This window comes from Azospirillum sp. SYSU D00513, from assembly GCF_017356015.1.
Taxonomy (GTDB): Bacteria; Pseudomonadota; Alphaproteobacteria; order Azospirillales; family Azospirillaceae; genus Azospirillum.
This window is the reverse complement of the sequence record NZ_JAFIQV010000025.1, coordinates 25,748-47,485: the sequence shown is the minus strand read 5'-3', so window position 1 is coordinate 47,485 and position 21,738 is coordinate 25,748. Positions and strand designations below refer to the sequence as shown.

The 21,738-nt window shown below is 69.3% G+C and carries 20 protein-coding genes; 10 read left to right on the top strand and 10 right to left on the bottom strand.

Annotation, left to right across the window (positions count from 1 at the left end; all coding sequences use genetic code 11):
* The first annotated feature begins 54 nt into the window (after window positions 1-54).
* The 9 genes from JUB11_RS18675 (at window position 55) to uxuA (ending at window position 9,683) form a co-directional block, all read left to right on the top strand.
* Window positions 55-1,038, top strand: coding sequence for a C4-dicarboxylate TRAP transporter substrate-binding protein (locus JUB11_RS18675; protein WP_207460086.1), 984 nt, complete (start codon window positions 55-57; stop codon window positions 1,036-1,038).
* 98 nt (window positions 1,039-1,136) lie between these two features.
* On the top strand, window positions 1,137-1,673 hold the full coding sequence (locus JUB11_RS18670) for a TRAP transporter small permease (protein ID WP_207460085.1): 537 nt from the start codon (window positions 1,137-1,139) through the stop codon (window positions 1,671-1,673).
* On the top strand, window positions 1,670-2,947 hold the full coding sequence (locus JUB11_RS18665) for a TRAP transporter large permease (protein ID WP_207460084.1): 1,278 nt from the start codon (window positions 1,670-1,672) through the stop codon (window positions 2,945-2,947). The genes JUB11_RS18670 and JUB11_RS18665 overlap by 4 nt, the downstream gene beginning before the upstream one ends.
* Window positions 2,948-2,963: 16 nt before the next feature.
* Window positions 2,964-4,439 carry a mannitol dehydrogenase family protein gene (locus JUB11_RS18660; protein ID WP_207460083.1) on the top strand — a complete coding sequence of 492 codons (1,476 nt, stop codon included), beginning with the start codon at window positions 2,964-2,966 and terminating at the stop codon, window positions 4,437-4,439.
* A gap of 46 nt (window positions 4,440-4,485) precedes the next feature.
* Window positions 4,486-5,502, top strand: coding sequence for a Zn-dependent oxidoreductase (locus JUB11_RS18655; RefSeq protein WP_207460082.1), 1,017 nt, complete (start codon window positions 4,486-4,488; stop codon window positions 5,500-5,502).
* A gap of 67 nt (window positions 5,503-5,569) precedes the next feature.
* Window positions 5,570-6,580, top strand: a complete 1,011-nt coding sequence (locus JUB11_RS18650; RefSeq protein WP_207460081.1) for a TRAP transporter substrate-binding protein — start codon at window positions 5,570-5,572, stop codon at window positions 6,578-6,580.
* 92 nt (window positions 6,581-6,672) lie between these two features.
* Window positions 6,673-7,179 carry a TRAP transporter small permease subunit gene (locus JUB11_RS18645; RefSeq protein ID WP_207460080.1) on the top strand — a complete coding sequence of 169 codons (507 nt, stop codon included), beginning with the start codon at window positions 6,673-6,675 and terminating at the stop codon, window positions 7,177-7,179.
* On the top strand, window positions 7,179-8,456 hold the full coding sequence (locus JUB11_RS18640) for a TRAP transporter large permease (RefSeq protein ID WP_207460079.1): 1,278 nt from the start codon (window positions 7,179-7,181) through the stop codon (window positions 8,454-8,456). The genes JUB11_RS18645 and JUB11_RS18640 overlap by 1 nt, the downstream gene beginning before the upstream one ends.
* Before the next feature lie 30 nt (window positions 8,457-8,486).
* On the top strand, window positions 8,487-9,683 hold the full coding sequence (gene uxuA, locus JUB11_RS18635; protein WP_207460078.1) for a mannonate dehydratase: 1,197 nt from the start codon (window positions 8,487-8,489) through the stop codon (window positions 9,681-9,683).
* Window positions 9,684-9,693: 10 nt separating this feature from the next.
* Here the strand turns inward: uxuA and JUB11_RS18630 are convergent, their stop codons facing one another.
* From JUB11_RS18630 to JUB11_RS18605, 6 genes are all read right to left on the bottom strand, one after another.
* Window positions 9,694-10,770, bottom strand: coding sequence for a GlxA family transcriptional regulator (locus JUB11_RS18630; RefSeq protein WP_207460077.1), 1,077 nt, complete (start codon window positions 10,768-10,770; stop codon window positions 9,694-9,696).
* A 98-nt stretch (window positions 10,771-10,868) separates the two neighbouring features.
* Window positions 10,869-11,858, bottom strand: a complete 990-nt coding sequence (locus tag JUB11_RS18625) for an alpha/beta hydrolase fold domain-containing protein (RefSeq protein WP_207460076.1) — start codon at window positions 11,856-11,858, stop codon at window positions 10,869-10,871.
* Complete coding sequence (gene choX / locus JUB11_RS18620; RefSeq protein WP_207460075.1) at window positions 11,848-12,810, bottom strand: choline ABC transporter substrate-binding protein; 963 nt, start codon at window positions 12,808-12,810, stop codon at window positions 11,848-11,850. Before choX ends, JUB11_RS18625 begins: the two co-directional genes overlap by 11 nt.
* Window positions 12,811-12,875: 65 nt before the next feature.
* A complete protein-coding gene (locus JUB11_RS18615; protein WP_207460074.1) occupies window positions 12,876-13,403 on the bottom strand; it encodes a thioesterase family protein in 528 nt (175 codons plus the stop codon).
* Complete coding sequence (locus JUB11_RS18610; RefSeq protein ID WP_207460073.1) at window positions 13,400-14,377, bottom strand: L-carnitine dehydrogenase; 978 nt, start codon at window positions 14,375-14,377, stop codon at window positions 13,400-13,402. The genes JUB11_RS18615 and JUB11_RS18610 overlap by 4 nt, the downstream gene beginning before the upstream one ends.
* 29 nt (window positions 14,378-14,406) lie before the next feature.
* On the bottom strand, window positions 14,407-15,417 hold the full coding sequence (locus tag JUB11_RS18605) for a 3-keto-5-aminohexanoate cleavage protein (RefSeq protein ID WP_247887158.1): 1,011 nt from the start codon (window positions 15,415-15,417) through the stop codon (window positions 14,407-14,409).
* Window positions 15,418-15,550: 133 nt separating this feature from the next.
* Between JUB11_RS18605 and JUB11_RS18600 the strand changes: the two genes are divergently transcribed.
* On the top strand, window positions 15,551-17,071 hold the full coding sequence (locus JUB11_RS18600; RefSeq protein WP_207460072.1) for a sensor domain-containing diguanylate cyclase: 1,521 nt from the start codon (window positions 15,551-15,553) through the stop codon (window positions 17,069-17,071).
* Between the two features lie 4 nt (window positions 17,072-17,075).
* On the opposite strand, the gene JUB11_RS18595 is transcribed toward JUB11_RS18600, so the two are convergent.
* The 4 genes from JUB11_RS18595 to JUB11_RS18580 all read right to left on the bottom strand — a co-directional run bounded on the left by JUB11_RS18595 (window position 17,076) and on the right by JUB11_RS18580 (window position 21,696).
* On the bottom strand, window positions 17,076-18,104 hold the full coding sequence (locus JUB11_RS18595) for an oligopeptide/dipeptide ABC transporter ATP-binding protein (protein ID WP_207460071.1): 1,029 nt from the start codon (window positions 18,102-18,104) through the stop codon (window positions 17,076-17,078).
* Entirely contained in the window at window positions 18,101-19,066 is a 966-nt protein-coding gene (locus JUB11_RS18590) for an ABC transporter ATP-binding protein (protein ID WP_207460070.1), read from the bottom strand. Before JUB11_RS18590 ends, JUB11_RS18595 begins: the two co-directional genes overlap by 4 nt.
* A gap of 67 nt (window positions 19,067-19,133) precedes the next feature.
* Entirely contained in the window at window positions 19,134-20,078 is a 945-nt protein-coding gene (locus JUB11_RS18585; protein WP_207460069.1) for an acetamidase/formamidase family protein, read from the bottom strand.
* Window positions 20,068-21,696 (bottom strand): ABC transporter substrate-binding protein, encoded by a 1,629-nt coding sequence (locus JUB11_RS18580; RefSeq protein WP_247887157.1) that lies wholly within the window; start codon window positions 21,694-21,696, stop codon window positions 20,068-20,070. Before JUB11_RS18580 ends, JUB11_RS18585 begins: the two co-directional genes overlap by 11 nt.
* Window positions 21,697-21,738 lie beyond the last annotated feature (42 nt).

Genomic DNA, 21,738 nt, shown 5'->3' with positions numbered 1-21,738 from the left:
ATCGCACAAAGAATGCCTGGGACCGCCACGCGGCCCCCAAGGGAGGGAAACAGGATGAGCTTCATTGCCCGCACCCGGCGCGCCGCCGCGCTCGGCCTCGCCCTGGCCAGCCTGGCCGGAACCGTTTTCGCCGCCGACTACACGCTGAGCGTCAACACCGCACTCGCGACCCAGGACCCGCTCTACAAGGGGCTGGAGGAGTTCAAGCAGAACGTCGAGAAGCGCACCAACGGCAAGCTGGCGGTCCGCCTCTTCCCCGGCTCGCAGCTCGGCAAGGACGAGGACGTGCTGGAGCAGGCGCGCGCCGGCGCCGGTGTCGCCGTGGTGGTGGACGGCGGCCGTCTCGCCGTCTTCGTGAAGGAGTTCGGCGTGCTCGGCGCCCCCTATCTGGCGCAGGGCTATGAGGGCATCCGCAAGGTCGTGACCTCGCCCATGTTCGACGAGTGGGCCGGAAAGCTGCGCAAGGCCTCCGGCCACCAGATCCTGTCCTTCAACTGGTGGCAGGGCGACCGCCACCTGCTGACGAACAAGCCGGTCAAGGGTCCGGCCGACCTCTCCGGCATCCGCATGCGCACGCCGGGCGCGCCGGTCTGGATGGAGACGATCCGCTCCATGGGCGCCACGCCCACGCCGATGGGCTGGTCGGAGGTCTACACCGGGCTCCAGCAGCAGGTGATCGACGGGGTCGAGGCGCAGCACCCCGCCAGCTACGGCTCGCGCCTCTACGAGGTGACCAAGCACATCACCAAGACCGGCCACATCAACCTGATCACCGGCCTCGTCACCAGCGCCGCCTGGTTCGACCGGCTGCCGGCGGAGTACCAGACCGTCCTGCGCGAGGAATCGCTGAAGGCCGGCGACAACGCGTCGCGCGCCACCGAGGCTTCGCTCGCCGAGTTCGAGAAGATGATGACCGAGAAGGGCATGACGATCAGCGAGATCGACGTGACCCCGTTCCGTCAGGCGACCCAGCCGGTCTACGAAAAGCTCGGCTACGCCGACCTGCACAAGCAGGTCGAGGCGATCCTGAAGAACTGATGGCCGGCAGACCGGATGGTCTGATGACCCGATGACCTGAGGACCGGACGGCGTCCCGCCGTCCGGCGCGTCCACCGACCCATCGAAGGACCGACGTCATGACGTCCTTGTTCCGCAAGGCGGAAGCGGCGATCGCCATGCTTCTGCTCGCCATCATCGTGCTTCTCGTCTTCGTGGCCGGCGTCATGCGCTGGTTCGGCCATCCGCTGGTCTGGTCGGTGGACGTGGCGCAGCTCCTGTTCGTCTGGGCCAGCTTCCTCGGCGCCGACCTGGCGATGGGCAACCGCGCCCACATCGGCATCGACTATCTCGCAAAGCGCCTGCCGCCGCGGCTGCGCGCGGTGGTGGAACTGGCGCTCGGCGCGCTGGTGCTGGGCTTCTTGCTGAGCATGACGGTGCTGGGCTATCAGCTCACCATGCTGAACATCGAACGGCAGTTCGGCGACAGCGGCATCAGCTACGGCTTCGTCACCGCCGCGGTTCCGGTCGGCTGCCTGCTGCTCGCCTTCACCCTGTTGGGCCAGATGCTCCAGACGCTGCGCCACCTGGGCAGCCGCCCGCAACCCGTGTTCGCCCCGGCCGAGGCCCCCGCCGCCGGCATCGAGCCCAACGGAATCGAAGAGGTCGTCCCATGACGCTGCTCGCCGTCTCCTTCTTCGTCCTGATGGCGCTCGGCGTGCCGATCGCCTTCGCCATCGGCATCGCCGGCTTCAGCTTCTTCGCCACCAGCGAGTTCATGCCGATGTCCATCGGCGTGCAGCAGGTCGCCACGGCGTCGCAGAGCTTCCCGCTTCTGGCCGTGCCCTTCTTCGTGCTGGCCGGCCACCTGATGAACCGCACGGGCATCACCAGCCGGCTGATCGCCTGCTCCAACACGCTGGTCTCCTGGATGTCCGGCGGGCTGGCGCAGGTCTGCATCGTGCTGTCCACCCTGATGGGCGGCGTGTCCGGCTCGGCCGTGGCCGATGCCGCGATGGAGGCCCGCGTGCTGGGTCCCGGCCTGATCGCGCGCGGCTATTCCAAAGGTTTCACCTCGGCGACCATCGCCGTCAGCTCGCTGATCACCGCGACCATCCCGCCCAGCCTGGGGCTGATCCTCTACGGCTTCGTCGGCAACGTTTCCATCGGGCGGCTCTTCCTGGCGGGCGTGATCCCCGGCCTGCTGATGATGGGGATCCTGATGCTGACGGTGTGGATCATCGCGCGCCGCCGCAACTACCGGCCGGAAATGGCCCGCCGCCCGACGGGTGCGGAGGTCTGGCGCGCGGTCGCCGACGCCAAATGGGCGCTGCTCTTCCCGGTGGCGCTGCTCTTCGCCATCCGAGGCGGCCTCTTCACCCCGTCCGAGGTCGGCGCCTTCGCCGCCGTCTACGCGGTCGTGGTGGGCATCCTGCTGCACCGGGAGCTGACCTGGCAGGGCGTCGTCGATTCGCTGAAGGAGGCGGTGGTCGACACAGGGCTCATCATGCTGATCATCCTCTTCTCCGGCATGGTCGGCTACGCCATCATCTTCGAGCAGGCGCCGCAGTCCATCGCCGCCGCCATGACCGAGCTGACGCGCGAGCCGCTGCTGGTGATGGCGCTGGTGCTGCTCTTCCTGTTCGTCGCCGGGCTGTTCATCGAGAGCACGGTGCTGGTCCTGCTGCTGACGCCGATCTTCCTGCCGATCATCACGCCGCTCGGCGTCGATCCCGTGCATTTCGGCATCCTGATGATGACCATCGTCACGCTGGGCTCCATGACGCCGCCCGTCGGTGTTGCTATGTACACCGTGTGCAGCCTGCTGGACTGCCCGATCGAGGAATACATCGTCGAATCCATCCCCTTCATCGCCGCGGTGCTGGTGCTGGTCGTGATCCTCGCCTTGTGGCCCGGCCTCGTGCTGTTCCTGCCCAACGCCCTGATGTGAGAGAGGCCTCCGCCCCATGAGCCCCCGCCTGACCCTCGACACGCTGTCCTCGCTGCCGCCCGACGTGACGGTGCCGCGCTACGACCGCAAGACCCTCGAAACCGGCATCGTCCATATCGGGCTGGGCGCCTTCCACCGGGCGCACCAGGCGGTCTACACCGAGGACGCGATGAACCGCGAGGCGGGACCATGGGGCATCTGCGGCGTGTCCCTGCGCAGCCCGGAGACCCGGGACGCCCTGGCGCCGCAGGACGGCCTCTACACGGTCGCCGTCCGCGACGCAGGCGGCGAGCGGCTGCGGGTCGTCGGCTCGGTCATCGAATCGCTGGTGGCGCCCGAGGACCCGGCCGCCGTGCTGGAGCGGCTGACGCGCCCCACGGTCCGCATCGTCACGGTCACGGTCACGGAGAAGGGCTACTGCCACGAGCCGGCGACCGGCGCCCTGAACGAATCCCATCCGGGCATCCTCCACGACCTCGCCAACCCGGACCGGCCGCAGACCCTGCCGGGCTTCCTGGTGGAGGCGCTGGACCGCCGCCGCCGGGCCGGCATCCCGGCCTTCACCGTGCTGTCCTGCGACAACCTGCCGACCAACGGCGAGGTGGCGGCGGGCATCCTGCGCCGCTTCGCCGAGCTGCGCGACCCGGAGCTCGGCCGCTGGATCGAGGAGAACGTCGCCTGCCCGAGCAGCATGGTGGACCGCATCGTGCCGGCGACCACCGACGAGGACCGCGCCTCGGTCGCCCGGCGGCTGGGTGCGGAGGACGCCTGGCCGGTGATGACCGAGCCCTTCAGCCAGTGGGTGATCGAGGACCGCTTCCCCGCCGGCCGCCCGGCCTGGGAGCTGGAAGGCGCCCAGATGGTCGAGGACGTCCGCCCCTTCGAGCTGATGAAGCTGCGGCTGCTGAACGGCAGCCACTCCTGCATCGCCTATCTCGGCTATCTCGCCGGCTACGAGACCGTGTCCCAGACCGTATCCGACCCGGCCTTCCGCCGGCTGATCGGCCGGCTGATGGACGAGGAGGTGACGCCGACCCTGTCCATGCCCGACGGCGTGGACCTGACCGGCTACAAGGCGGCCCTGCTGGAGCGCTTCTCCAACCCGGCGCTGAAGCACCGCACCTGGCAGATCGCCATGGACGGCACGCAGAAGCTGCCGCAGCGCCTGCTCGGCGCCATCCGCGAGCGGCTGGCCGCGGGTGCGTCCATCGACCGGCTTGCGCTGGGGGTGGCGGCCTGGATGCGCTACGCGACCGGCACGGACGAGCGGGGCCAGCCCATCGACGTGCGTGACCCGATGGCGGCCCGTCTCGCCGAACTGGCCGCCGAGGCCGGCCCGGACGCCGAACGCCTCGCGACGGCCCTGTTCGGCCTGTCCGCCGTCTTCGGCGACGATCTGCCACGCGACCCACGCTTCACCGGCCCGGTCACCGACGCGCTCCGCCACCTCTATGCGCAGGGCGCCCGCGCCACCGTCGAGGCCATGGGCTGATTCGCAGCCCGTAAACCCCCTTTCAATCGGAAGCAAGAGGTTCGCCTTGGTTGCCCTGACCGTCGAAAAACCGCACCAGCTGGCCCTGAAGCCGGAATCCGGCGTCGAGCCCGCCGCGGGCGAGGTGCTGGTGCGCGTGCACCGGGCCGGGATCTGCGGCTCCGACCTGCACATCTATCACGGCTCCAACCCCTTCGCCGTCTACCCGCGCATCATCGGGCACGAGTTCAGCGGCGAGGTGGAGGCCGTCGGCGCCGGCGTGACGGGCCTTGCACCGGGCGACCATGTCGTGGTGGATCCGGTGGTGTCCTGCGGGCGCTGCTACGCCTGCCGCGTCGGCCGCAGCAATGTCTGCGCCAATCTGGAAGTGTTCGGCGTCCACCGCGACGGCGGATTCCGCAACCGGGTTCCAGTTCCCGCGGCCAACGCCATCAAGGTCGATCCGGACCTGCCCTTCGCCATCGCGGCACTGGCGGAGCCCTTCTCCATCGCCGCGAACGTGCTGTCGCGCACGGGCATCGACGCGGGCGACACGGTGCTGATCTACGGCGCCGGCACGGTCGGGCTGACCGTGCTGCAGGTCGCGAAGCTGCACGGCGCGCGCTGCATCGTCGCCGATCTGGACGAGGCCCGGCTGGAGCGCGCCCGCGGCTTCGGCGCCGACGTGACCATCGACTCGCGGACGGCCTCGGTGCCCGAGACCGTCCGCACGGAGAACGAGGGGCTCGGCCCGACCATCGTCATCGACGGTGCCGGGGTGCCGGCCCTGCTGGAGGAGGCCTGCCGGGTCGCCAGCCCGGCCGGACGCATCGGGCTGCTCGGCTTCTCGCCCGCCCCTTGCAACATCAGCCAGCAGGAGATCGTGAAGAAGGAACTGACGCTGGTCGGTTCGCGTCTCAACCGGCGCCTGCTGCCGCAGGTCATCGGCTGGCTGGAGAGCGGCAAGCTCGCCCCTTCCGCCATGATCACCCAGACCTTCGCGGCCGACCGCGCGGCCGAGGCCTTCTCCCTGATCGAGAACGACCCGTCCAGCACCATCAAGGTCCAGCTCAGCTTCGACTGAGCCCGGCCGGCGCGGAACGTCGGCTGGAACAGAAGCACGACAAAAAATAGAGTAGGAGGAACGATCCATGGTCCTGAAAGCCCCACTTTCCCGCCGCGCCTTCACCATCGGGGCCGGTGCCGCCGGACTAGGTGCCGCCGCCGGCTTCGGCTTCGCGCCGGCCATCGTCCGGGCGCAGTCCAAGACGACGCTGAAGCTCGGCCATCTCGGCAACGAGGACAATGTCTGGCACAAGGCTGCGGTGAAGTTCTCGGAAGAGGTCGCGCAGCGCACCAACGGTGCCGTCGAAGTCCGCGTCTTCCCGAACGAACAGCTCGGCAAGGAAACGGACCTCATCAAGGGCATCCAGCTCGGCACGGTCGATTTCACCATCACCGGCGAATCGCTCCAGAATTGGGCGCCCACGGCGGCTCTGCTCGCCGTCCCCTACGCGATCCGCGATCTCGGCCATCTCGACGAGGTGGTCAACGGCGCGGTCGGGCAGAAGATCGCCCAGAACATCGAGGAGAAGACCCAGCTCCGCACGCTGGCCTACTTCGCGCGCGGGGCGCGCCACGTGACCTCCAACCGTCCGATCCGGACGCCGGAGGACATGGCCGACCTGAAGATGCGCGTTCCGAACGTGCCGCTGTTCGTGAAGTTCTGGGACGCGCTCGGCGCCAAGCCGACCCCGATGGCCTTCTCGGAGGTCTTCACCGCACTCCAGAACCACACCATCGAGGCGCAGGAGAATCCGCTCGCCCTGATCAAGTCCGCGAGCTTCTTCGAGGTCCAGAAGTACCTGAACCAGACGGAACACGTGATCAGCTGGATCTACCTCGTCGGCGGCGCCAAGAGACTGGGGCGCCTGTCCGCCGACAAGCAGCAGGCAATCTCCGAGGCCGCCAAGGCCGCCCAGGCACACGAGCGCCAGCTGTTCCTGGCCGACGAAAAGCAGCTCGAGGCCGACCTGAAGGCTAAGGGCATGGAATTTGTCGCCGTGGACAAGGAGGCCTTCGCGCGCAAGGGCCGCGACGCCATCGCCGCCGCGCTCGACCCCGCGATTAAGCCGCTCTACGAGGAAATCATCGCCGGCTGACGCCTTTCCCGGCCGGGCGGACGCCCGGCCGGACCTTTTCTCTTTCCCCTCCAGGCGGAGGGGTCTTCCAACCGTTTTTCCGGAGAGCTTCGATGCGCCGCATCCTTGCGGTTCTGGTCGCGGGGGCAAGCGCGCTGTGCCGGTACGGCACGCTCCTGGCTTTCGCGATGCTGATCGCCGTCGTCCTTCTTCAGGTGCTGGGCCGCGTGCCGGGCATCCGCTCCCCCGCTTGGACCGAGGAGGTGGCGCGCTTCGCGCTGGTCTATCTCGTCGCCTTTTCCTGCGGGCTGGCGCTCCTGCGCGGCGAACTGGTGGCGGTTGACCTGTTCGTGGCGCCGCTGCCGGAACCCGTCCGGCGCGTGGTGGACCGGGTCATCGACGTGGTGGTGCTGCTCTTCTCGCTGGCGATCCTTCCCGGCGCCTACGACTACGTGGTCGGCAGCTTCGGGGAGCGGGCACGGTCCATCGACCTGCCGATGGTGGGGATCTACGTGGTGGCGCTGATCATCCCCCTCTCGCTGGCCTTCTTCTCGGTGGCGCGCCTGCTCGGCTTCGGCCGGCCGGCGCCTCACGACATGGAACATGGGGAACTGGTCTGATGCTGATGGGAGCCTTGTTCGGCAGTTTCGCCATCGCCCTGATGATGGGCGTGCCGGTCGGCATCGCGCTGGGTCTGTCCTCGGCGGTCTATCTCTTCATGAGCGACATCGACCTGACGGTGGTTCCGCAGTTCATGTACGCGGGCATGGACAGTTTCGTGCTGCTGTGCATTCCCGGCTTCGTGCTGGCCGGCAACCTGATGAACGGCGGCGGGATCACCGACCAGATCGTGCGGTTCGGCAACGGGCTGGTTGGGCACGTCCGCGGCGGGCTCGGGCTCGCCAACGTCACGGGCTCGATGATCTTCGCCGGCATCTCGGGCACGGCGGTGGCGGAAACCGCCTCCATTGGCTCGGTCATGATCCCGGCCATGAGCAAGTCGGGCTATGACAAGCCCTTCGCCGCGGCGGTCACGGCGGCGGCCTCCACCGTCGGCCCGATCATCCCGCCCAGCGTCCCAATGATCATCGTCGGCACGCTGACCGGCCTGTCGGTCGGCAAGATGTTCATGGCAGGCGCCATTCCTGGCCTGATGCTGGGCCTTGGCATGATGATCACCGTCTACATCCTGGCGCGGCGGAGGAACTATCCGAAGGGAACCTGGGTCGGGTTCCGGGAGTTGCTGCGCTCGAGCCGGGCGGCCTGCTGGGCCCTGCTGATGACCGCCATTATCCTGTTCGGCATCGTCGGCGGCTTCTTCACGCCCACCGAGGCCTCTGTGGTCGCGGCACTCTATGCCTTTGTGATCGGACTGTTCGTCTACAAGGGCTTCCGGCTGCGCGACGTTCCGGGGATCATGCTGGAAAGCGCCATCGGGTCGGGCGGGCTGATCCTGCTGGTCGGTCTCGCCAACGTGTTCGGCTGGATCCTCACCAGCGAGCAGATCCCGCAGGCTATCGCCGAGGCCATGCTGTCGGTGACGTCGAACAAGTACATCATCATCTTCCTGATCAACATCCTGCTGCTGATCGTCGGGACCTTCATGGAGACGATCGCCGCCCTGATCATCCTGTTCCCGCCGCTGCTGGCGGTGGCGACGCAGGTGGGCATCGACCCGATCCATTTCGCCACCTTCGCGGTGCTGAACCTGATGATCGGGCTGACCACCCCGCCGGTCGGCGTGTGCCTCTTCGTTGCGGCGAACATCGCCAAGATCTCGCTGAGCGAGATCACGCGGGCGATCTGGCCCTTCCTGCTCTGCAACCTGATCGTTCTTCTGCTTGTGTCCTACATCCCGGCGCTGTCGCTCTGGCTGCCGAACCTTTTGTTCCGCTGAGGCGGACGAGCAAACAAAGGAGTTTTCTAGATGGAACAGACTTGGCGCTGGTTCGGCCCGGACGAGGTGATCCAGCTCAACCACATCCGCCAGACCGGTGCGACCGGCATCGTCACCGCCCTGCACCACATCCCCTACGGCGTGGTCTGGTCGGTGGAGGAGATCCAGAAGCGCAAGAGGATGATCGAGGCCGACGCCTCGCTCGGCCTGCGCTGGAGCGTGGTGGAGAGCCTGCCGATCCATGAATCGATCAAAATCGGAGAGGGCGACCTCGCTCCGCTGTTCGACAATTACCGCCAGTCGCTCCGCAATCTCGCCGAATGCGGCATCAAGACGGTCTGCTACAACTTCATGCCGGTGCTCGACTGGACCCGCACCGACCTCGCCGCACCGGTGCCGGGTGGCGGGCGGGCGCTGCGCTTCAACGCGCACGAGCACGCGGCCTTCGACTGCTTCATGCTGGAGCGGCCGGGTGCGGAGGACGAATACGCGCCCGAGCTGCTGGCCCGCGCCCGCGCCTGGTTCGACCGGGCGACCGAGGCCGACAAGAGGACGCTGCTCGCCAACATCATGGCGGGGCTGCCGGGCGCCTTCGACCGCTACGATATTCCCGGCCTGCGGCGGATGCTCGACCGCTACAAGGGCATGACGCGCGAGGCCTTGCGGGAACGGCTCGCCCGCTTCCTGCGCGAGGTGATCCCGACGGCGGAGGAGGTCGGCATCCGCATGTGCGTCCACCCCGACGACCCGCCCCGGCCGATGTTCGGCCTGCCGCGCATCGTCAGCAACGAGGACGACTTGGCGTTCCTCGTCGGCGCCGTGGAGTCCGAGGCGAACGGCATCACCTTCTGCACCGGGTCGCTGGGTGCTGGCCGGACGAACGACGTGCCGGCGCTGGCCAAGCGCTTCGCCTCGAAGATCGCCTTCGTGCATCTGCGCAACGTCGCCAAGGAGGAGGACGGCTCCTTCCAGGAGGCCGAGCATCTGGGCGGCGACGTGGACATGGTGTCGGTCGTCACCACGCTGCTGGAAGAGCAGAAGCGCCGCCGCGACGCGGGCGACCCGCGCTGGCGCCTGCCGTTCCGCCCGGACCATGGGCACGAGCTGCTGGACGACGTGGGCAAGGCGACCCACCCCGGCTACCCGGCCATCGGCCGCCTGCGCGGCCTCGCCGAGATCCGCGGCGTCATGACCGCCGTGGCGGCGATCAAGGGGCTGCCGGTCTGAAGCGGCAAGCCTACGGGCCGAGCGCCGGCTGGGGTTCCCCGGCCGGCTCACGCATCATGAGTGAGTGCCCAGGCGCCGGCGTGCCGAGCCGGGATTCCGCGCGGTCGCGGCTCGGCGAACGCCCGGCGTGGCGCCGGTAGGCGCGCGAGAAATTCTCGTAGCTGCCGAAGCCGGACGCCACGGCGATCTCGCCCAGCGACTGGCTGGAATAGAGGACGAGCGAGCGCGCCCGCTCGATCCTCAGCCACAGATAATAGCGGTTGGGCGGCTGCCCGACGCCGGCCAGGAACAGCCGCTCCATCTGCCGCAGGGACAGGCCCGTGCGCTCGGCCAGCGCCTGCATGCTCAGCGGCTCCTCCAGATTCTGCTCCATCAGCCGGACGGCCTGGGCCAGCTTGGGGCTGCCGATGCCGAGCCGCTGCGACAGCTCCAGCCGCTGGTCCTCCTGTCCGTCGCGGATGCTCGCGTGGATGAACTGGTCCGACACGGCGGCGGCGGTGCGGTGGCCGCAGTCGATGCGGATCAGGTGCAGCATCATGTCGAGCGCCGCCGTGCCGCCGGCGCAGGTCAGCCGGCGGCGGTCGATGATGAAGATCACCGGCTTGCTGTTCACCTTCGGGTACTGCTCCGCCAGGGATTCCAGGCATTCCCAGTGGGTCGTGGCGTTGTAGCCGTCAAGAAGCCCGGCTTCCGCCAGCAGAAGGCTCGCGCTGTCGATGGCGCCGAGCACCGTTCCGCGCCGGTCCAGCCGCCGCAGCAGGGCGGCCACCGCCGGGGTGAAGCAGTCCTGGGGATCGAAGCCGGCGCAGAGGATCAGCATGTCGGCGCCGGTCAGATCCTCAAGCCGGTGGTCGGTCATCAGCGTCATGCCGTTGCTGGCCGTGACCGTGTTTCCGACGGCCGCCACCGTGGACCAGCGGTAGCGGTGCCCGTCCGTCAGCCGGTTGGCGACGCGCAAGGGCTCCACTGCGCAGGTGAAGGCCATCATCGAGAATTTCGGAAACAGCAGAAAGACGATCTCGCGCGTCCCGCCATCCGAGATTCCGGTACCCGCGTATCCCGTGCCCGCGATCCCAGCGCCTGCCATCTGCGTGGCCTCCGGATGTTCCTCCCGACCAATCATCAGTGTGGCACGTCGCCGGGGTTCCGGCGACGGAGATTTCGGGACGGCGCCGGAGGCAATTTTCAGCCGCTGGTGGCCTCCGCCGTGCCGAGGGCGCGGGCGAGCGCCAGGGCGCCGTCGGCGATGGCCCGGTCCGCCGCCGGCACCGTGCGGCTCCAATGCAGGAAGCCATGCAGGACGCCGTCATAGACGCGCAGTTCCGCTGACGTCCCCGCCGCCTTCAGCGCGTTGGCCAGGGCATGGCTGTCGTCGAGCAGCGGGTCGAGCGCCGCCGCCCCCAGGAAGGCCGGGGGCAGACCGCCGAGGCCGGCGCTCAGCAGGTCGTAGCCGGGATCGCGCGAATCCGCCGACGGGCCGAGATAGCTGGCCTCGTAGAAGGCGAGATCGTCCAGGCTTAGCCCGTGGGCCGGCCCGCCGAAGCGGCGGCGCGACGCGGAATCCCGCAGGCCGTAGAGGCCGTAATAGAGCAGAAGGAAGGACCAGGGGCGGGGCCGATCCCGTGCCCTCAGCGCCGTGGCGAGGGCCAGATGCGCGCCGGCCGAATCCCCGCCGATGGCGAGGCGCCCCGCGTCGATGCCGAGTTCGTCCGCATGGCCGGCGGCCCATTCCACGGCCTCGCCGATGCGGTCGAGCGCCACCGGAAAACGGTGTTCGGGCGAGAGGGGATAGTCGAAGGCGAGCACCGCCGCACCCGACCGCTGGGCGAGCAGCCGCTGGATGCGGTCATGGCTGTCCAGCGAGCCGAGCACGAAGCCGCCGCCATGCAGGAAGACCAGTGCCGGAAGCCCCTGCACCGGGGCCGGGCGGTAGAGCCGCATCCGCATGCCGCCGGCGCCCGGCGGCAGGGTGAATTCGGTCACCGAGGCCAGGGCGGGGCGGGGCTCGTTCCAGAAAGCGCGTTCGGCGGCGTAGGAGGCCCGCAGGGCTTCCAGCTCCGAACCGCCGGGCGGGCTACCCGCATTCCGGGCCGCCCTGGCCGCGCGGCCGGCGAGCACCTCGGCCACGCCCTCGGCCAGCGTGTCGGTCAGCCCTGCGACGGGATCAGGCGGCAAGGCCGAGCGCGGCCCTGACCGCGGGCAGGCCCGGCTTGCCGTCGCGCGTGCTGACGCCGGCCAGCCAGGCGTCGAGCGCTTCGGGGTGGGCCTTTAGCCAGGAGGTGACGGCCTTTTCGGGCTCGACCTTGTCCTCCAGGATCATGGACATGACCTCGCTCTCCATTGCGACCGAGAAGCGGAGCTGCCGGAACAGCGTTCCGAGGTTCGGGCATTCGCCGGCGAAGCCGGCGCGGGCGAGCGTGCGCACCGTGGCGGCGCCGCCGTTCGCGCCGAAATACTCGTCCCCGCCCTTCAGATAGGCAAGCTTCATCTTGATGTTCATGGGGTGCGGCGCCCAGCCCAGGAACACCGCCCACTGGCCGCGCCGCTCCGAACGCTCCACCGAGGCGAGCATGGCGGCCTCGCTGGATTCCACCATCTTCCAGGAGCCCAGCCCGTAGGCGTCCTTGTCGATCATCGACTGGATCTTCTGGTTCGCGGAGGAGCCCGGCTCGATGCTGTAGATGGTCCGGCCGAACTTGTCGCCGTGCTTCTCCAGGTCCTCGAACCGCGCGACGCCGGCCTTCGCCGCTTCGCCGTTGACCGCCAGCGTCACCACGGCACCCTCCAGGTTGGTGGCCAGCAGCTCGATGGACTTGGCGTCGATGAACTTCTGCGTCATCTGCTCCTGCGCCGGCATCCAGTTGCCGAGGAAGACGTCCAGGTTGCCCGAGCGCAGCCCCTCGATGCTCACCGCCACCGACAGGGACTTCACCGACGGCTGGTAGCCGAGCGCGTTCAGCAGAACGGTGGCGGTGGTGGTCGTCGTGGTGATGTCCGTCCAGCCGGGATCGGACAGGGAGAGCGCCTGGCATTTGGCGGGCTCGGCCGCCGATACCGCGCCGTGCGAGAGGGTGGTGCCGGCGACGCCGACCAATCCGGCGAGGCAGAGCTGCTTCAGGAACCGCATGTGGACCTCCTCTTTGCGATGGGCTCTTGCTGACGGGGTGGGCTGAAGGAAACCGGCCGACGGCCCTATCGGGGCATCGCTTCGGCCTCCGGGGGCGTCCAGCGGGCGGGCATGGGCGGCATGAGCCCGGCGTGAGCCCGCGCGAGCCGGCGGACGGCGGCCAGCACCGGCTCCTCGAAGGCCATGGCGCGCGGGCCGGGCTGGCCGACGGAGAGAAGCACCAGCTCCGTCTCGGCGAGGCATTCGCCCGTCGCCGCGCGGTGCATCGCGTGGCGGACGAGCATGCGCTTGGTGTCGGCCCCGGCGACCAGGGTGCGGATCTCCAGCTCCTCGCCGAGATGCGCCTCCAGCCGATAGCGGATGCGCGCGTCCACCGTGTAGACCGAGCGTCCGGTGCGCTCGCGGCAGGGCGCGTCCATGCCGATGGCGTCGAGCAGAGCGTCTGTCGCGTGGCCGAAGATCAGGACATAGTAGGCTTCGCTGAGATGGCCGTTGTAGTCCACCCATTCCGGAACGACGCTGGCCCGGTGCAGGCGTAACGGGCCGGTTGCCGCCGCATCGGCTTCCGCCTGCGCTTCCGTACCGGCGATCATGCGGGGATCTCCGCGGCCGGCTGCGGGGCGGTGTCGCGCCGCATGGGCTCCAGGGTTTCCAGCAGGCCGATCAGGCAGCTGTCGCGCCAGCGCTCCAGCTCCTTCACGGACCAGCCGGCGGCCTGGGCTTCCGTGCCCTCCACCATGCGGTCGCGCAGCTCGCGCGTCAGCTCCGGCGCCACCAGCTTCGTCCAGGGCAGCTTCAGCGCCGGGCCGAACTGGTCGAGCATGTGCGCCATGCCGCCCTCGCCGCCGGCCAGATGGAAGGTCAGGCAGGTGCCCATGAAGGCGTAGCGCAGCCCCGGCCCGTAGACGATGGCGTCGTCGATCTCCTCGGTCGTGGCGATGCCCTCGGCGACCAGATGCAGGGCCTCGCGCCACAGCGCTTCCTGAAGCCGGTCGGACAGGTAGCCCTCGATCTCCTTGCGCACGCGCAGGGGACGCATGCCGATGGAGCGGTAGAAGGCCGCCGCCTCCTCCACGGCGGCGGGGGAGGTCCGCTCGCCGGGCACGATCTCCACCAGCGGCAGCAGATAGACGGGGTTGAAGGGGTGGCCGATCACCACCCGCTCCGGATGGCGGCAATCCGCCTGGATGCGGGTCGGCAGCAGGCCGGAGGAGCTGGAGGCGATGATGACGTGGGGTGGGCTCGCCGCGTCGATCTCGGCCAGCAGCCCGCGCTTCAGCTCCTCGCGCTCCGGCGCGTTCTCCTGGATGAAGTCGGCGGCCGCCGCGACCTCGGCCACCGAGGCGGCGAAGCGCAGGCGGGCGGTGGAAGCGCCGGGGGCGAGGCCGCGCCGCGCCAGCGCCGGCCAGGCGTTGTCCACGGCGGCGCGCAGGGCGGCCTCTCCGTTCGGCGCCGGGTCGTAGGCGACGACGTTCAGCCCGTGGGCAAGGCAGCGCGCGGCCCAGCCGCTGCCGATGACGCCGCCGCCGATCAGCCCGACGGTTCCGATGCTGTGGGTGGTCTTCATGTCCGGAACTCCTTTCACGGGACGGGGCCTCAGCCGCGCTTGGGCAGGCCGAGGATGCCGCGCGCCTCGGCCGGGCCGACGGCGCGGGCGCCGAGATTCTCGATGATAGTGCGGGCGCGCTCGACGAGGCTGCCGTTGCTGGCGAAGACGCCGCGGTCGAGATAGAGGTTGTCCTCCAGCCCGACGCGCACGTTGCCGCCGAGCAGGACCGCCTGGGCCACCATCGGCATCTGCATGCGGCCGATGCCGAACCCGGCCCACAGCGCGCCGTCCGGCAGCAGGTCGCGCATCGCCAGCATCAGCCGCGGCTCCGCCGGGGCGCCCCAGGGAATGCCCAGGCAGAACTGGAAGAGCGGAGCGGGGTCGAGCAGCCCCTCTTTCAGCAGCTGCTTGGCGAACCAGAGATTGCCGGTGTCGAACACCTCCAGCTCCGGCTTGACGCCCAGCCGCTGGATCAGTGCCGCCTGGCGGCGCAGGATGTCCGGCGTGGAGATGTAGACGAGCGAGCCGTCGCCGAAATTCAGAGACCCGCAGTCGAGCGTGCAGATCTCCGGCAGAAGCTCCGCCACATGGACGGCGCGCATTTCGCCGCCGACCAGGTCGCTGCCGGCCCCGAAGGCGAGGGGATCGTGGTCCGGGCCGATGTAGAGGTCGCCGCCCATCCCGGCGGTCAGGTTTATGATGACGTCGGTCCCGCTGGAGCGGATGCGGTCCACCACCTCGCGGTAGAGGCCTGTGTCCCGGCTGGCCTTGCCGGTTTCGGGGTCGCGCACATGGATGTGGGCGACGGCGGCGCCGGCCCTGGCCGCCTCGACCGCCGCCTCGGCGATCTGCTTCGGCGTGACCGGGATGGCGGGGTGCTTGCCGACGGTGTCGCCGGCTCCGGTGACCGCGCAGGTGACGATGACCTGCCGGTTGATGTCGCTTTGCGTGTTCTGCGTCATGGCGTGCGGCTGTCCGGGTTCGTTCGGCCTCAAGGCCTGCACCCACGAGCCTATGCCCGCCGCCGGCGCCCGCTTGACGCGGAACGCCGTCTGCATGACGGATTTCGACATTATGACGGAAGGACGCGGAAAGCCGGGGCCGCCGGCGGCTCGGTCGGGAGGTGGTCGAGTAGGGAGATGTTAAGAATCCCCTGCGATGGTCCGGCGTCAAACCCGGGTTCCGCATGTGATGGTTTCGAATTTCCGCACCCCGGTCGCGACGGGTGTCGTGCTCGCCGTGCTCGTCGGGGGTGGTGCGCACACGGCTTGGCGCGACCACGAGGCCACCGTCGCACGGTCCTTCCAGATCCTCCACGACATGGCCGAGATCGTCGAGCATCAGGGCCACGGCACGATCAGCGGCGCGGAGGCCGCCCTGTCCAACATCGTCGGCATGGTCGCGCGGGCCGGCGGGCCGGAGGCGGTCCGCGACCGCACCCATTGGGAGGAGATGAACCGGATGGTCTCCCATGTCGGGGGCCGGCTCTCCACCTTCGTGTTCGACGAAGTGGGCAACTCGGTCCTGGAGACCGCCGAATTCCCCGCCCGGGCCGTCAATGTCGCCGACCGCGACTATTTCCACGCGGCGAAGCGGGGCGAATCCCTGCATGTCGGCGCCGCCATCGTGACCCGGACCGGCAGCGGAATCGCCTTCACCATCACCAAGCCGTTGCGCGACGCGGAAGGCCGGTTCATCGGCGCGGTCTCGGTCGGTCTCGACACGGAGCATGTGACCGACGCGCTGAACCATCTGAATTTCGGCATGGCGCCTTCCATCGGAATTTTCCGTCCTGACGGCGGGATCGTGGCCTATGTGCCGGACATGGAAAAGCATGTCGGCCAGTCGGTCGCCGACGGTGCCTTGATGAAGAACGAGCTTCCGAAAGCGCCGAGCGGCAGCTTTCGCCTGACCTCCGTGATGGACGGCAAGGGAAAGCTGGCCGCCTACACCACCATGCGGGATTACGGCCTGGTCGCCTTCGCCGCCATCGAGGAGGACGTCGTCCTCGCCCCCTGGCGGGAGCGGGCGCTGGCCGTTGCCCTGGAAACGCTCGCGGGCGTCGCGATCAGTCTGGCAGCACTTGCCTGGGGCCTGACCGGCCGCCGCAGGGCGGACAGGGCGCAGGCGCGGCTGATCGAAGCCACGACGGAAGCGGAAAAGATCCAGTTCGAACTTCAGCAGGCCCGGCACGACCAACTCACCGGGCTGCCCGGCCGCGCCATGTTCCTGAATCTCGCCCGCGCCATGCAGGAGGAAGGCCACGCCTCGGGCGCCGCCGCCGCGGTCATGTACATCGACCTCGACGGCTTCAAGGCGGTCAACGACCGGTTTGGCCATGACCGGGGCGACGAGGTGCTGCGCTCCGCCGCCCGCGCCATCCGCGCCGGGCTGCGGCACGGCGACCTCGCGGGGCGGCTCGGCGGCGACGAGTTCGCCGTCCTCGTCATCGCCCCGCCGCGGGCGGTCCGCGGCCTCGCCGCCTCGATCGCGGAGCGAATCGTGGCGCAGGTCGCCGCCATCGGCATGGGGGTCGGGTGCAGCGTCGGAATCGCCCTGTCCATGGACGCCGGCGTGAGGCCGACCGATCTGCTGCACCGCGCGGACGAGGCCATGTACCGCGCGAAGAAGGGCGGCAAGGGCCGCTATGCGTTTGACGACGGGAGCCCGGTGGAGGACGTGGCCGCGGCGGACGGGCACGCGGCTGTGTGAGCCCTCACCCCGCCGGCCGCGTCGCCGCCAGCGCCGGGTCGTGCAAATGGCAGCGGACGCGGTGCGGGCGGCCCGGTTCGCCGATGTCCAGGTCGGCCGGCACGACGGTCCGGCAGCTGTCCCAGGCCTTGGGGCAGCGCGTGTGGAAAGGGCAGCCGGGAGGCGGGGATTCCGGGCTCGGCAGGTCGCCCTTCAGCACGATGCGCTGGCGCCGCCGGCTCGGGTCCGGCTGCGGGATGGCGGAGATCAGGGCCTCGGTGTAGGGGTGGGCCGGCCGGGCGTAGAGGGTTTCCACGTCGGTGAACTCCACCACCTGTCCCAGATACATCACCGCCACATGGTCGCTGATGTGGCGGATGACCGCGAGGTCGTGGGAGATGAAGAGGTAGGAGAGGCCCAGCTCCCTCTTCAGCGCGGCCAGCAGGTTCAGGATCTGCGCCTGGATCGACACGTCCAGCGCCGATACCGGCTCGTCCAGCACCAGCAGCTTCGGGCGCAGCGCGATGGCCCGCGCGATGCCGATGCGTTGGCGCTGCCCGCCGGAGAATTCGTGCGGGAAGCGCTGGGCGGCGTCGGGCGGCAGGCCGACGCGGGCGAGCAGGGCCTGCACCTCGCGCTCCCGGTCGGCGCGCGTGCCAACGCCGTGGATGTCCAGCGGCTCGCGGATGATCGCGCCGACCCGCATGCGCGGGTCGAGGGAGGCGAAGGGATCCTGGAAGACGATCTGCATGTCGCGGCGCCGGGCGCGGAGCGCCGCTGGCGACAGGGCGCGCAGGTCCCCGCCGTCGAAGGCCAGCGTGCCGGAGGTCGGCTCGATCAGCCGCAGGCAGAGCCGCGCGAAGGTGGACTTGCCGCAGCCGGATTCGCCGACCACCCCCACCGTCTCCCCGCGCCGCAGGGTCAGGCTGACGCCGTTGACGGCGTGGATCACGCCCGCGCCGTCCTTGGTCGGGAAATGCTTGGTCAGCGCCTCCGTGGACAGCAGCGCATCGCTGTCCGAGGTGAGGGCGGCTTCCGGTGCGGCGGCGGTCATGGCATGGGGTTCCAGCAGGCGAAGGCGTGTCCGTCCGGCCCGGTCTCGAGCGGCGGCATCTCGGGCGCGCAGCGGGGCAGGACGTTGGGGCAGCGGTCGGCGAAGGGGCAGCCGGGCGGACGGCTGCCGGGGCTCGGCACCATGCCGGGGATGCTCGCCAGCGGCCCGCGCCCGCTGTCGAGCCGGGGCATGGAGGCGAGCAGCCCCGTGGTGTAGGGGTGGCGGGGGCGGGCGAACAGGCTTTCCACCGGCGCCTTCTCCACGACCTTGCCGGCGTACATGACGACGACGCGGTCGCAATATTCGGCGACGACACCCAGGTCGTGGGTGATCATCAGGATCGCCGTGCCGAGATCCCGGCGCAACGTCACCAGCAGGTCGAGGATCTGCGCCTGGATGGTCACGTCCAGCGCTGTGGTCGGTTCATCGGCAATGATCATCTCCGGCCCGCAGGCGAGCGCCATGGCGATCATGACGCGCTGGCGCAGCCCGCCCGACAGTTCGTGCGGGTACTGGCCCAGCCGCCGTTCCGCCGCACCCACGCCGACCAGCCCCATCAGCTCCAGGCAGCGGGCGCGGCGCTGCTCCGCGTTCAGGCCGGTGTGCAGGCGCAAGGCTTCGTCGATCTGCCAGCCGACCGTGAAGGTCGGGTTCAGCGAGGTCATCGGCTCCTGGAAGATCATGCCGATGCGGTTGCCGCGCATGGCGCGCATCCGGCGTTCGGGCAGGGAGAGGAGGTCCGTGCCGGCGAAGCGGACGCCGCCCCGATCCACCCGGCTGGGCGGGGAAGGGAGGAGCCGCATCACCGACATGGCCGTGATGCTCTTGCCGCAGCCGGACTCGCCGACGAGCCCGACGATCTCCCCGGCGTCCAGGGTGAAGCTGACGCCGTCTAGCACGGTGACCCGCCGGCCGGAGCCGGCGAAGCTGACGGTCAGATCCTCGACTTCGAGCAGAGCCATTCAGGAAATTCCAAGGTGGCCGGCGCGGCGGAGGAAAACCCCGCCGCGCCGGTTCCGCGCGCTCCCGTCAGGACAGGACGACGCGCGGGAAGTAGAAGGAGACGACCCAGTTCGGCATGTCCACGATCTCGCTGATGCGCAGGTCGCCGCAGACGCTGCACAGCATGTAGGCGTCCACCGCCGACATGCCGTGGCGCGCCGTCAGCAGGTCGATCATGCCGCTGACCGCCGCGCGCGCCCCTTCCATCAGGTCGGGGCCGACGCCCGTGGTCACCTCGTAGCCTTCGGCGTCGAGATGGCGCGTCACCGGCCCGGCCGTGCGGAAGCGCGGGAAGCACAGGTTGGCGCCCTTGACGAGGTCGAAACTCAGCGTGACGTCCATCGGGCTTTCGATGGCCGTGCCGCAGACCTCGCCGTCTCCCTGTGCGGCGTGCGTGTCGCCGACGGAGAAGAGCGCGCCCGCCACCTCGACCGGCAGGTACAGCTCGGTGCCGACCGTCATGTCGCGGATGTCGAGGTTGCCGCCGACGCGGCGCGGCGGCACGACGCTGTGCAGCCCGCCCTCGGCCGGGGCGACGCCGATGGTCCCGGTGAAGGGCTTCAGCGGCACCCGCCCGCCCGGCCCGTACAGCGCCGGGGCCATGCCCACGGGGTCGTACTTCCAGATGTGCAGGGCTGGATCCTTGAACTGGTCGGCCAGCAGCCCGAAGCCAGGGATGTTGGCGGTCCAGCCCCAGCCCGACGGCTTGAAGGAGACCAGAGTCACCTTCAGCGCGTCGCCGGGCTCGGCCCCATCGATGAAGACCGGGCCGGTGACCGGGTTGACCTTGGAGAAGTCGAGCGTCGCCATGTCGGCCAGCGTGGAAGAGGCCGAGAGCTGCCCGCCGGAGCTGTCCACCGTCTCGAACTCCACCGTCTCGCCGGGGGCGATGCGCAGGACGGGGGCGTTCGCGTTGTCCCAGCCGTGATGGCAGTGGTGCCGGTGGATGGTGTGGTTCGGGTTATTGCACATCTTTGGCGTACACATGGCTGTAGTTGACGGGATAATGGACCGGATCGACGAAGATGGCGTCGGGGCCGGCCATGCGCGGGCTGCGCATGATGATGCGCTTCTCGTTGAAGACGGGGACCCAGGGCGCGTCCTCCATCACCTTGGTGAAGACGGTGCTCCAGGTGGCGATGCGCTCCTGCTCCTTGGCGGGATCGACCATGGCGTTGGCCTTGTCGGCCAGGGCGTCGAGGTCCTTGTTGCAGTACCAGGCCCAGTTCCAGCCGCCCTGCACGGCGCTGCCGCAGCCGAGGATCGGGCCGTAGAAGTTGGAGGGATCGGGGAAGTCGGCGATCCAGGCCATGCCGCCGGACCAGATCATCGCGGCCCCCTTCTCCTCGCCGCCGGCGGCCACCACGTTGGCCTGGGCCAGCGTCTTGACCTGCGCCTTGATGCCGACCGCGGAGAGGTCCTGCTGGATCGCCTGGACGATGCGCGGGTTGGGGTCGGTGTTGGTGGCGAGGATTTCCGTCTCGAAGCCGTTGGGATAGCCGGCCGCCTTCAGCAGCTCCTTGGCCTTGGCCTGGTCGAAGCCGTAGCCCTTGTAGTCCTTGGCGTAGCCCGGCATGGCCGGCGGCAGCGGCTGGTTGGCCGGGGCGGCGCGGCCGTTGATGATGCGCACCACCCGGTCCTTGTTGACCGCCATGTTCACGGCCTGGCGCACGCGCACATCGTCGAACGGCTTCATGCGGGTGTTCATGGTGATGTAGCCGGTCTGGAGCTGATTGCCCTCCAGCACGAGGTCCTTGTTCTTCGCGTCGTTGCGGACCTCCAGATACTTGGCCGGCGGGATGCCGTCGCCGAGCACGTCCACCTCGCCGCGCTGGAGGCGCAGCAGGGCGACGCTCGGGTCCTGGCCGATCTCGAAGCTGATTTGGTCGAGGTGCGGCAGGCCCTTCTCGAAATAATCGGGGTTGCGCTCCAGCACGAGCCGCTGGCCGAGCGTCCATTCCGCCATCTTGAAGGCGCCGGTGCCGACCGGGTGCCTGCCGAAATCGGCGCCGTGCTTCTCCACTTCCTCCTTGGGTACGGCGTAGCTGAAGTTGATCGCCATCACGTGCAGGAAGGTCGCGTCGGGGCGCGACAGCTCGATCCTGACCGTATGGGGATCGACGACGGTGATGCCGGACAGGGTGCCGTCGCCCTTGGCGGCCTCCTCGTAGCCCTTGATCATGGAGAAGAAGGACTGGCCGGGGCTCTGCGTCGCCGGGTTCACCGCGCGCTGGATCGAGTATTTCACGTCCTCGGCGGTCAGCTCGCGCCCGTTGTGGAACTTGACCCCCTGGCGGAGCTTGAAGGTGTAGGCGAGGCCGTCGGCCGTCTGCTCGTAGCTTTCCGCGAGGTTCGGGCGCAGCTTGGTCGAGCCCGGCTCGTAGGCCATCAGGCCGCTGAACATCGCCTTGATGATGGAGAAGTTCTGCCAGTCGTAGCCGATGGCGGGGTCGAGCGTGGCGAGGTCGTCCTTGTAGGTCACGACCATCGTGCCGCCGTTCTTCACCTCGGCGGCGCCCGCCGTGACGGGCATCAGCGCCGTTCCGCAGAGAAGGGCCGCGAGGAGCGCTGGAGCGATCATCTTACGCATTCTGCACTGTTCCCTGTTCGGTTTGAGCTTCGTTGGTTGTCG

Coding starts and splice junctions, on each gene's coding strand:
- JUB11_RS18675 (WP_207460086.1), top strand. CDS start 55: ATGAGCTTCATTGCCCGCACCCGGCGCGCCGCCGCGCTCGGCCTCGCC.
- JUB11_RS18670 (WP_207460085.1), top strand. CDS start 1,137: ATGACGTCCTTGTTCCGCAAGGCGGAAGCGGCGATCGCCATGCTTCTG.
- JUB11_RS18665 (WP_207460084.1), top strand. CDS start 1,670: ATGACGCTGCTCGCCGTCTCCTTCTTCGTCCTGATGGCGCTCGGCGTG.
- JUB11_RS18660 (WP_207460083.1), top strand. CDS start 2,964: ATGAGCCCCCGCCTGACCCTCGACACGCTGTCCTCGCTGCCGCCCGAC.
- JUB11_RS18650 (WP_207460081.1), top strand. CDS start 5,570: ATGGTCCTGAAAGCCCCACTTTCCCGCCGCGCCTTCACCATCGGGGCC.
- JUB11_RS18645 (WP_207460080.1), top strand. CDS start 6,673: ATGCGCCGCATCCTTGCGGTTCTGGTCGCGGGGGCAAGCGCGCTGTGC.
- JUB11_RS18640 (WP_207460079.1), top strand. CDS start 7,179: ATGCTGATGGGAGCCTTGTTCGGCAGTTTCGCCATCGCCCTGATGATG.
- uxuA (WP_207460078.1), top strand. CDS start 8,487: ATGGAACAGACTTGGCGCTGGTTCGGCCCGGACGAGGTGATCCAGCTC.
- JUB11_RS18630 (WP_207460077.1), bottom strand. CDS start 10,770: ATGGCAGGCGCTGGGATCGCGGGCACGGGATACGCGGGTACCGGAATC.
- choX (WP_207460075.1), bottom strand. CDS start 12,810: ATGCGGTTCCTGAAGCAGCTCTGCCTCGCCGGATTGGTCGGCGTCGCC.
- JUB11_RS18615 (WP_207460074.1), bottom strand. CDS start 13,403: ATGATCGCCGGTACGGAAGCGCAGGCGGAAGCCGATGCGGCGGCAACC.
- JUB11_RS18610 (WP_207460073.1), bottom strand. CDS start 14,377: ATGAAGACCACCCACAGCATCGGAACCGTCGGGCTGATCGGCGGCGGC.
- JUB11_RS18605 (WP_247887158.1), bottom strand. CDS start 15,417: ATGCAGACGGCGTTCCGCGTCAAGCGGGCGCCGGCGGCGGGCATAGGC.
- JUB11_RS18600 (WP_207460072.1), top strand. CDS start 15,551: ATGGTTTCGAATTTCCGCACCCCGGTCGCGACGGGTGTCGTGCTCGCC.
- JUB11_RS18595 (WP_207460071.1), bottom strand. CDS start 18,104: ATGACCGCCGCCGCACCGGAAGCCGCCCTCACCTCGGACAGCGATGCG.
- JUB11_RS18590 (WP_207460070.1), bottom strand. CDS start 19,066: ATGGCTCTGCTCGAAGTCGAGGATCTGACCGTCAGCTTCGCCGGCTCC.
- JUB11_RS18585 (WP_207460069.1), bottom strand. CDS start 20,078: ATGTGCAATAACCCGAACCACACCATCCACCGGCACCACTGCCATCAC.
- JUB11_RS18580 (WP_247887157.1), bottom strand. CDS start 21,696: ATGCGTAAGATGATCGCTCCAGCGCTCCTCGCGGCCCTTCTCTGCGGA.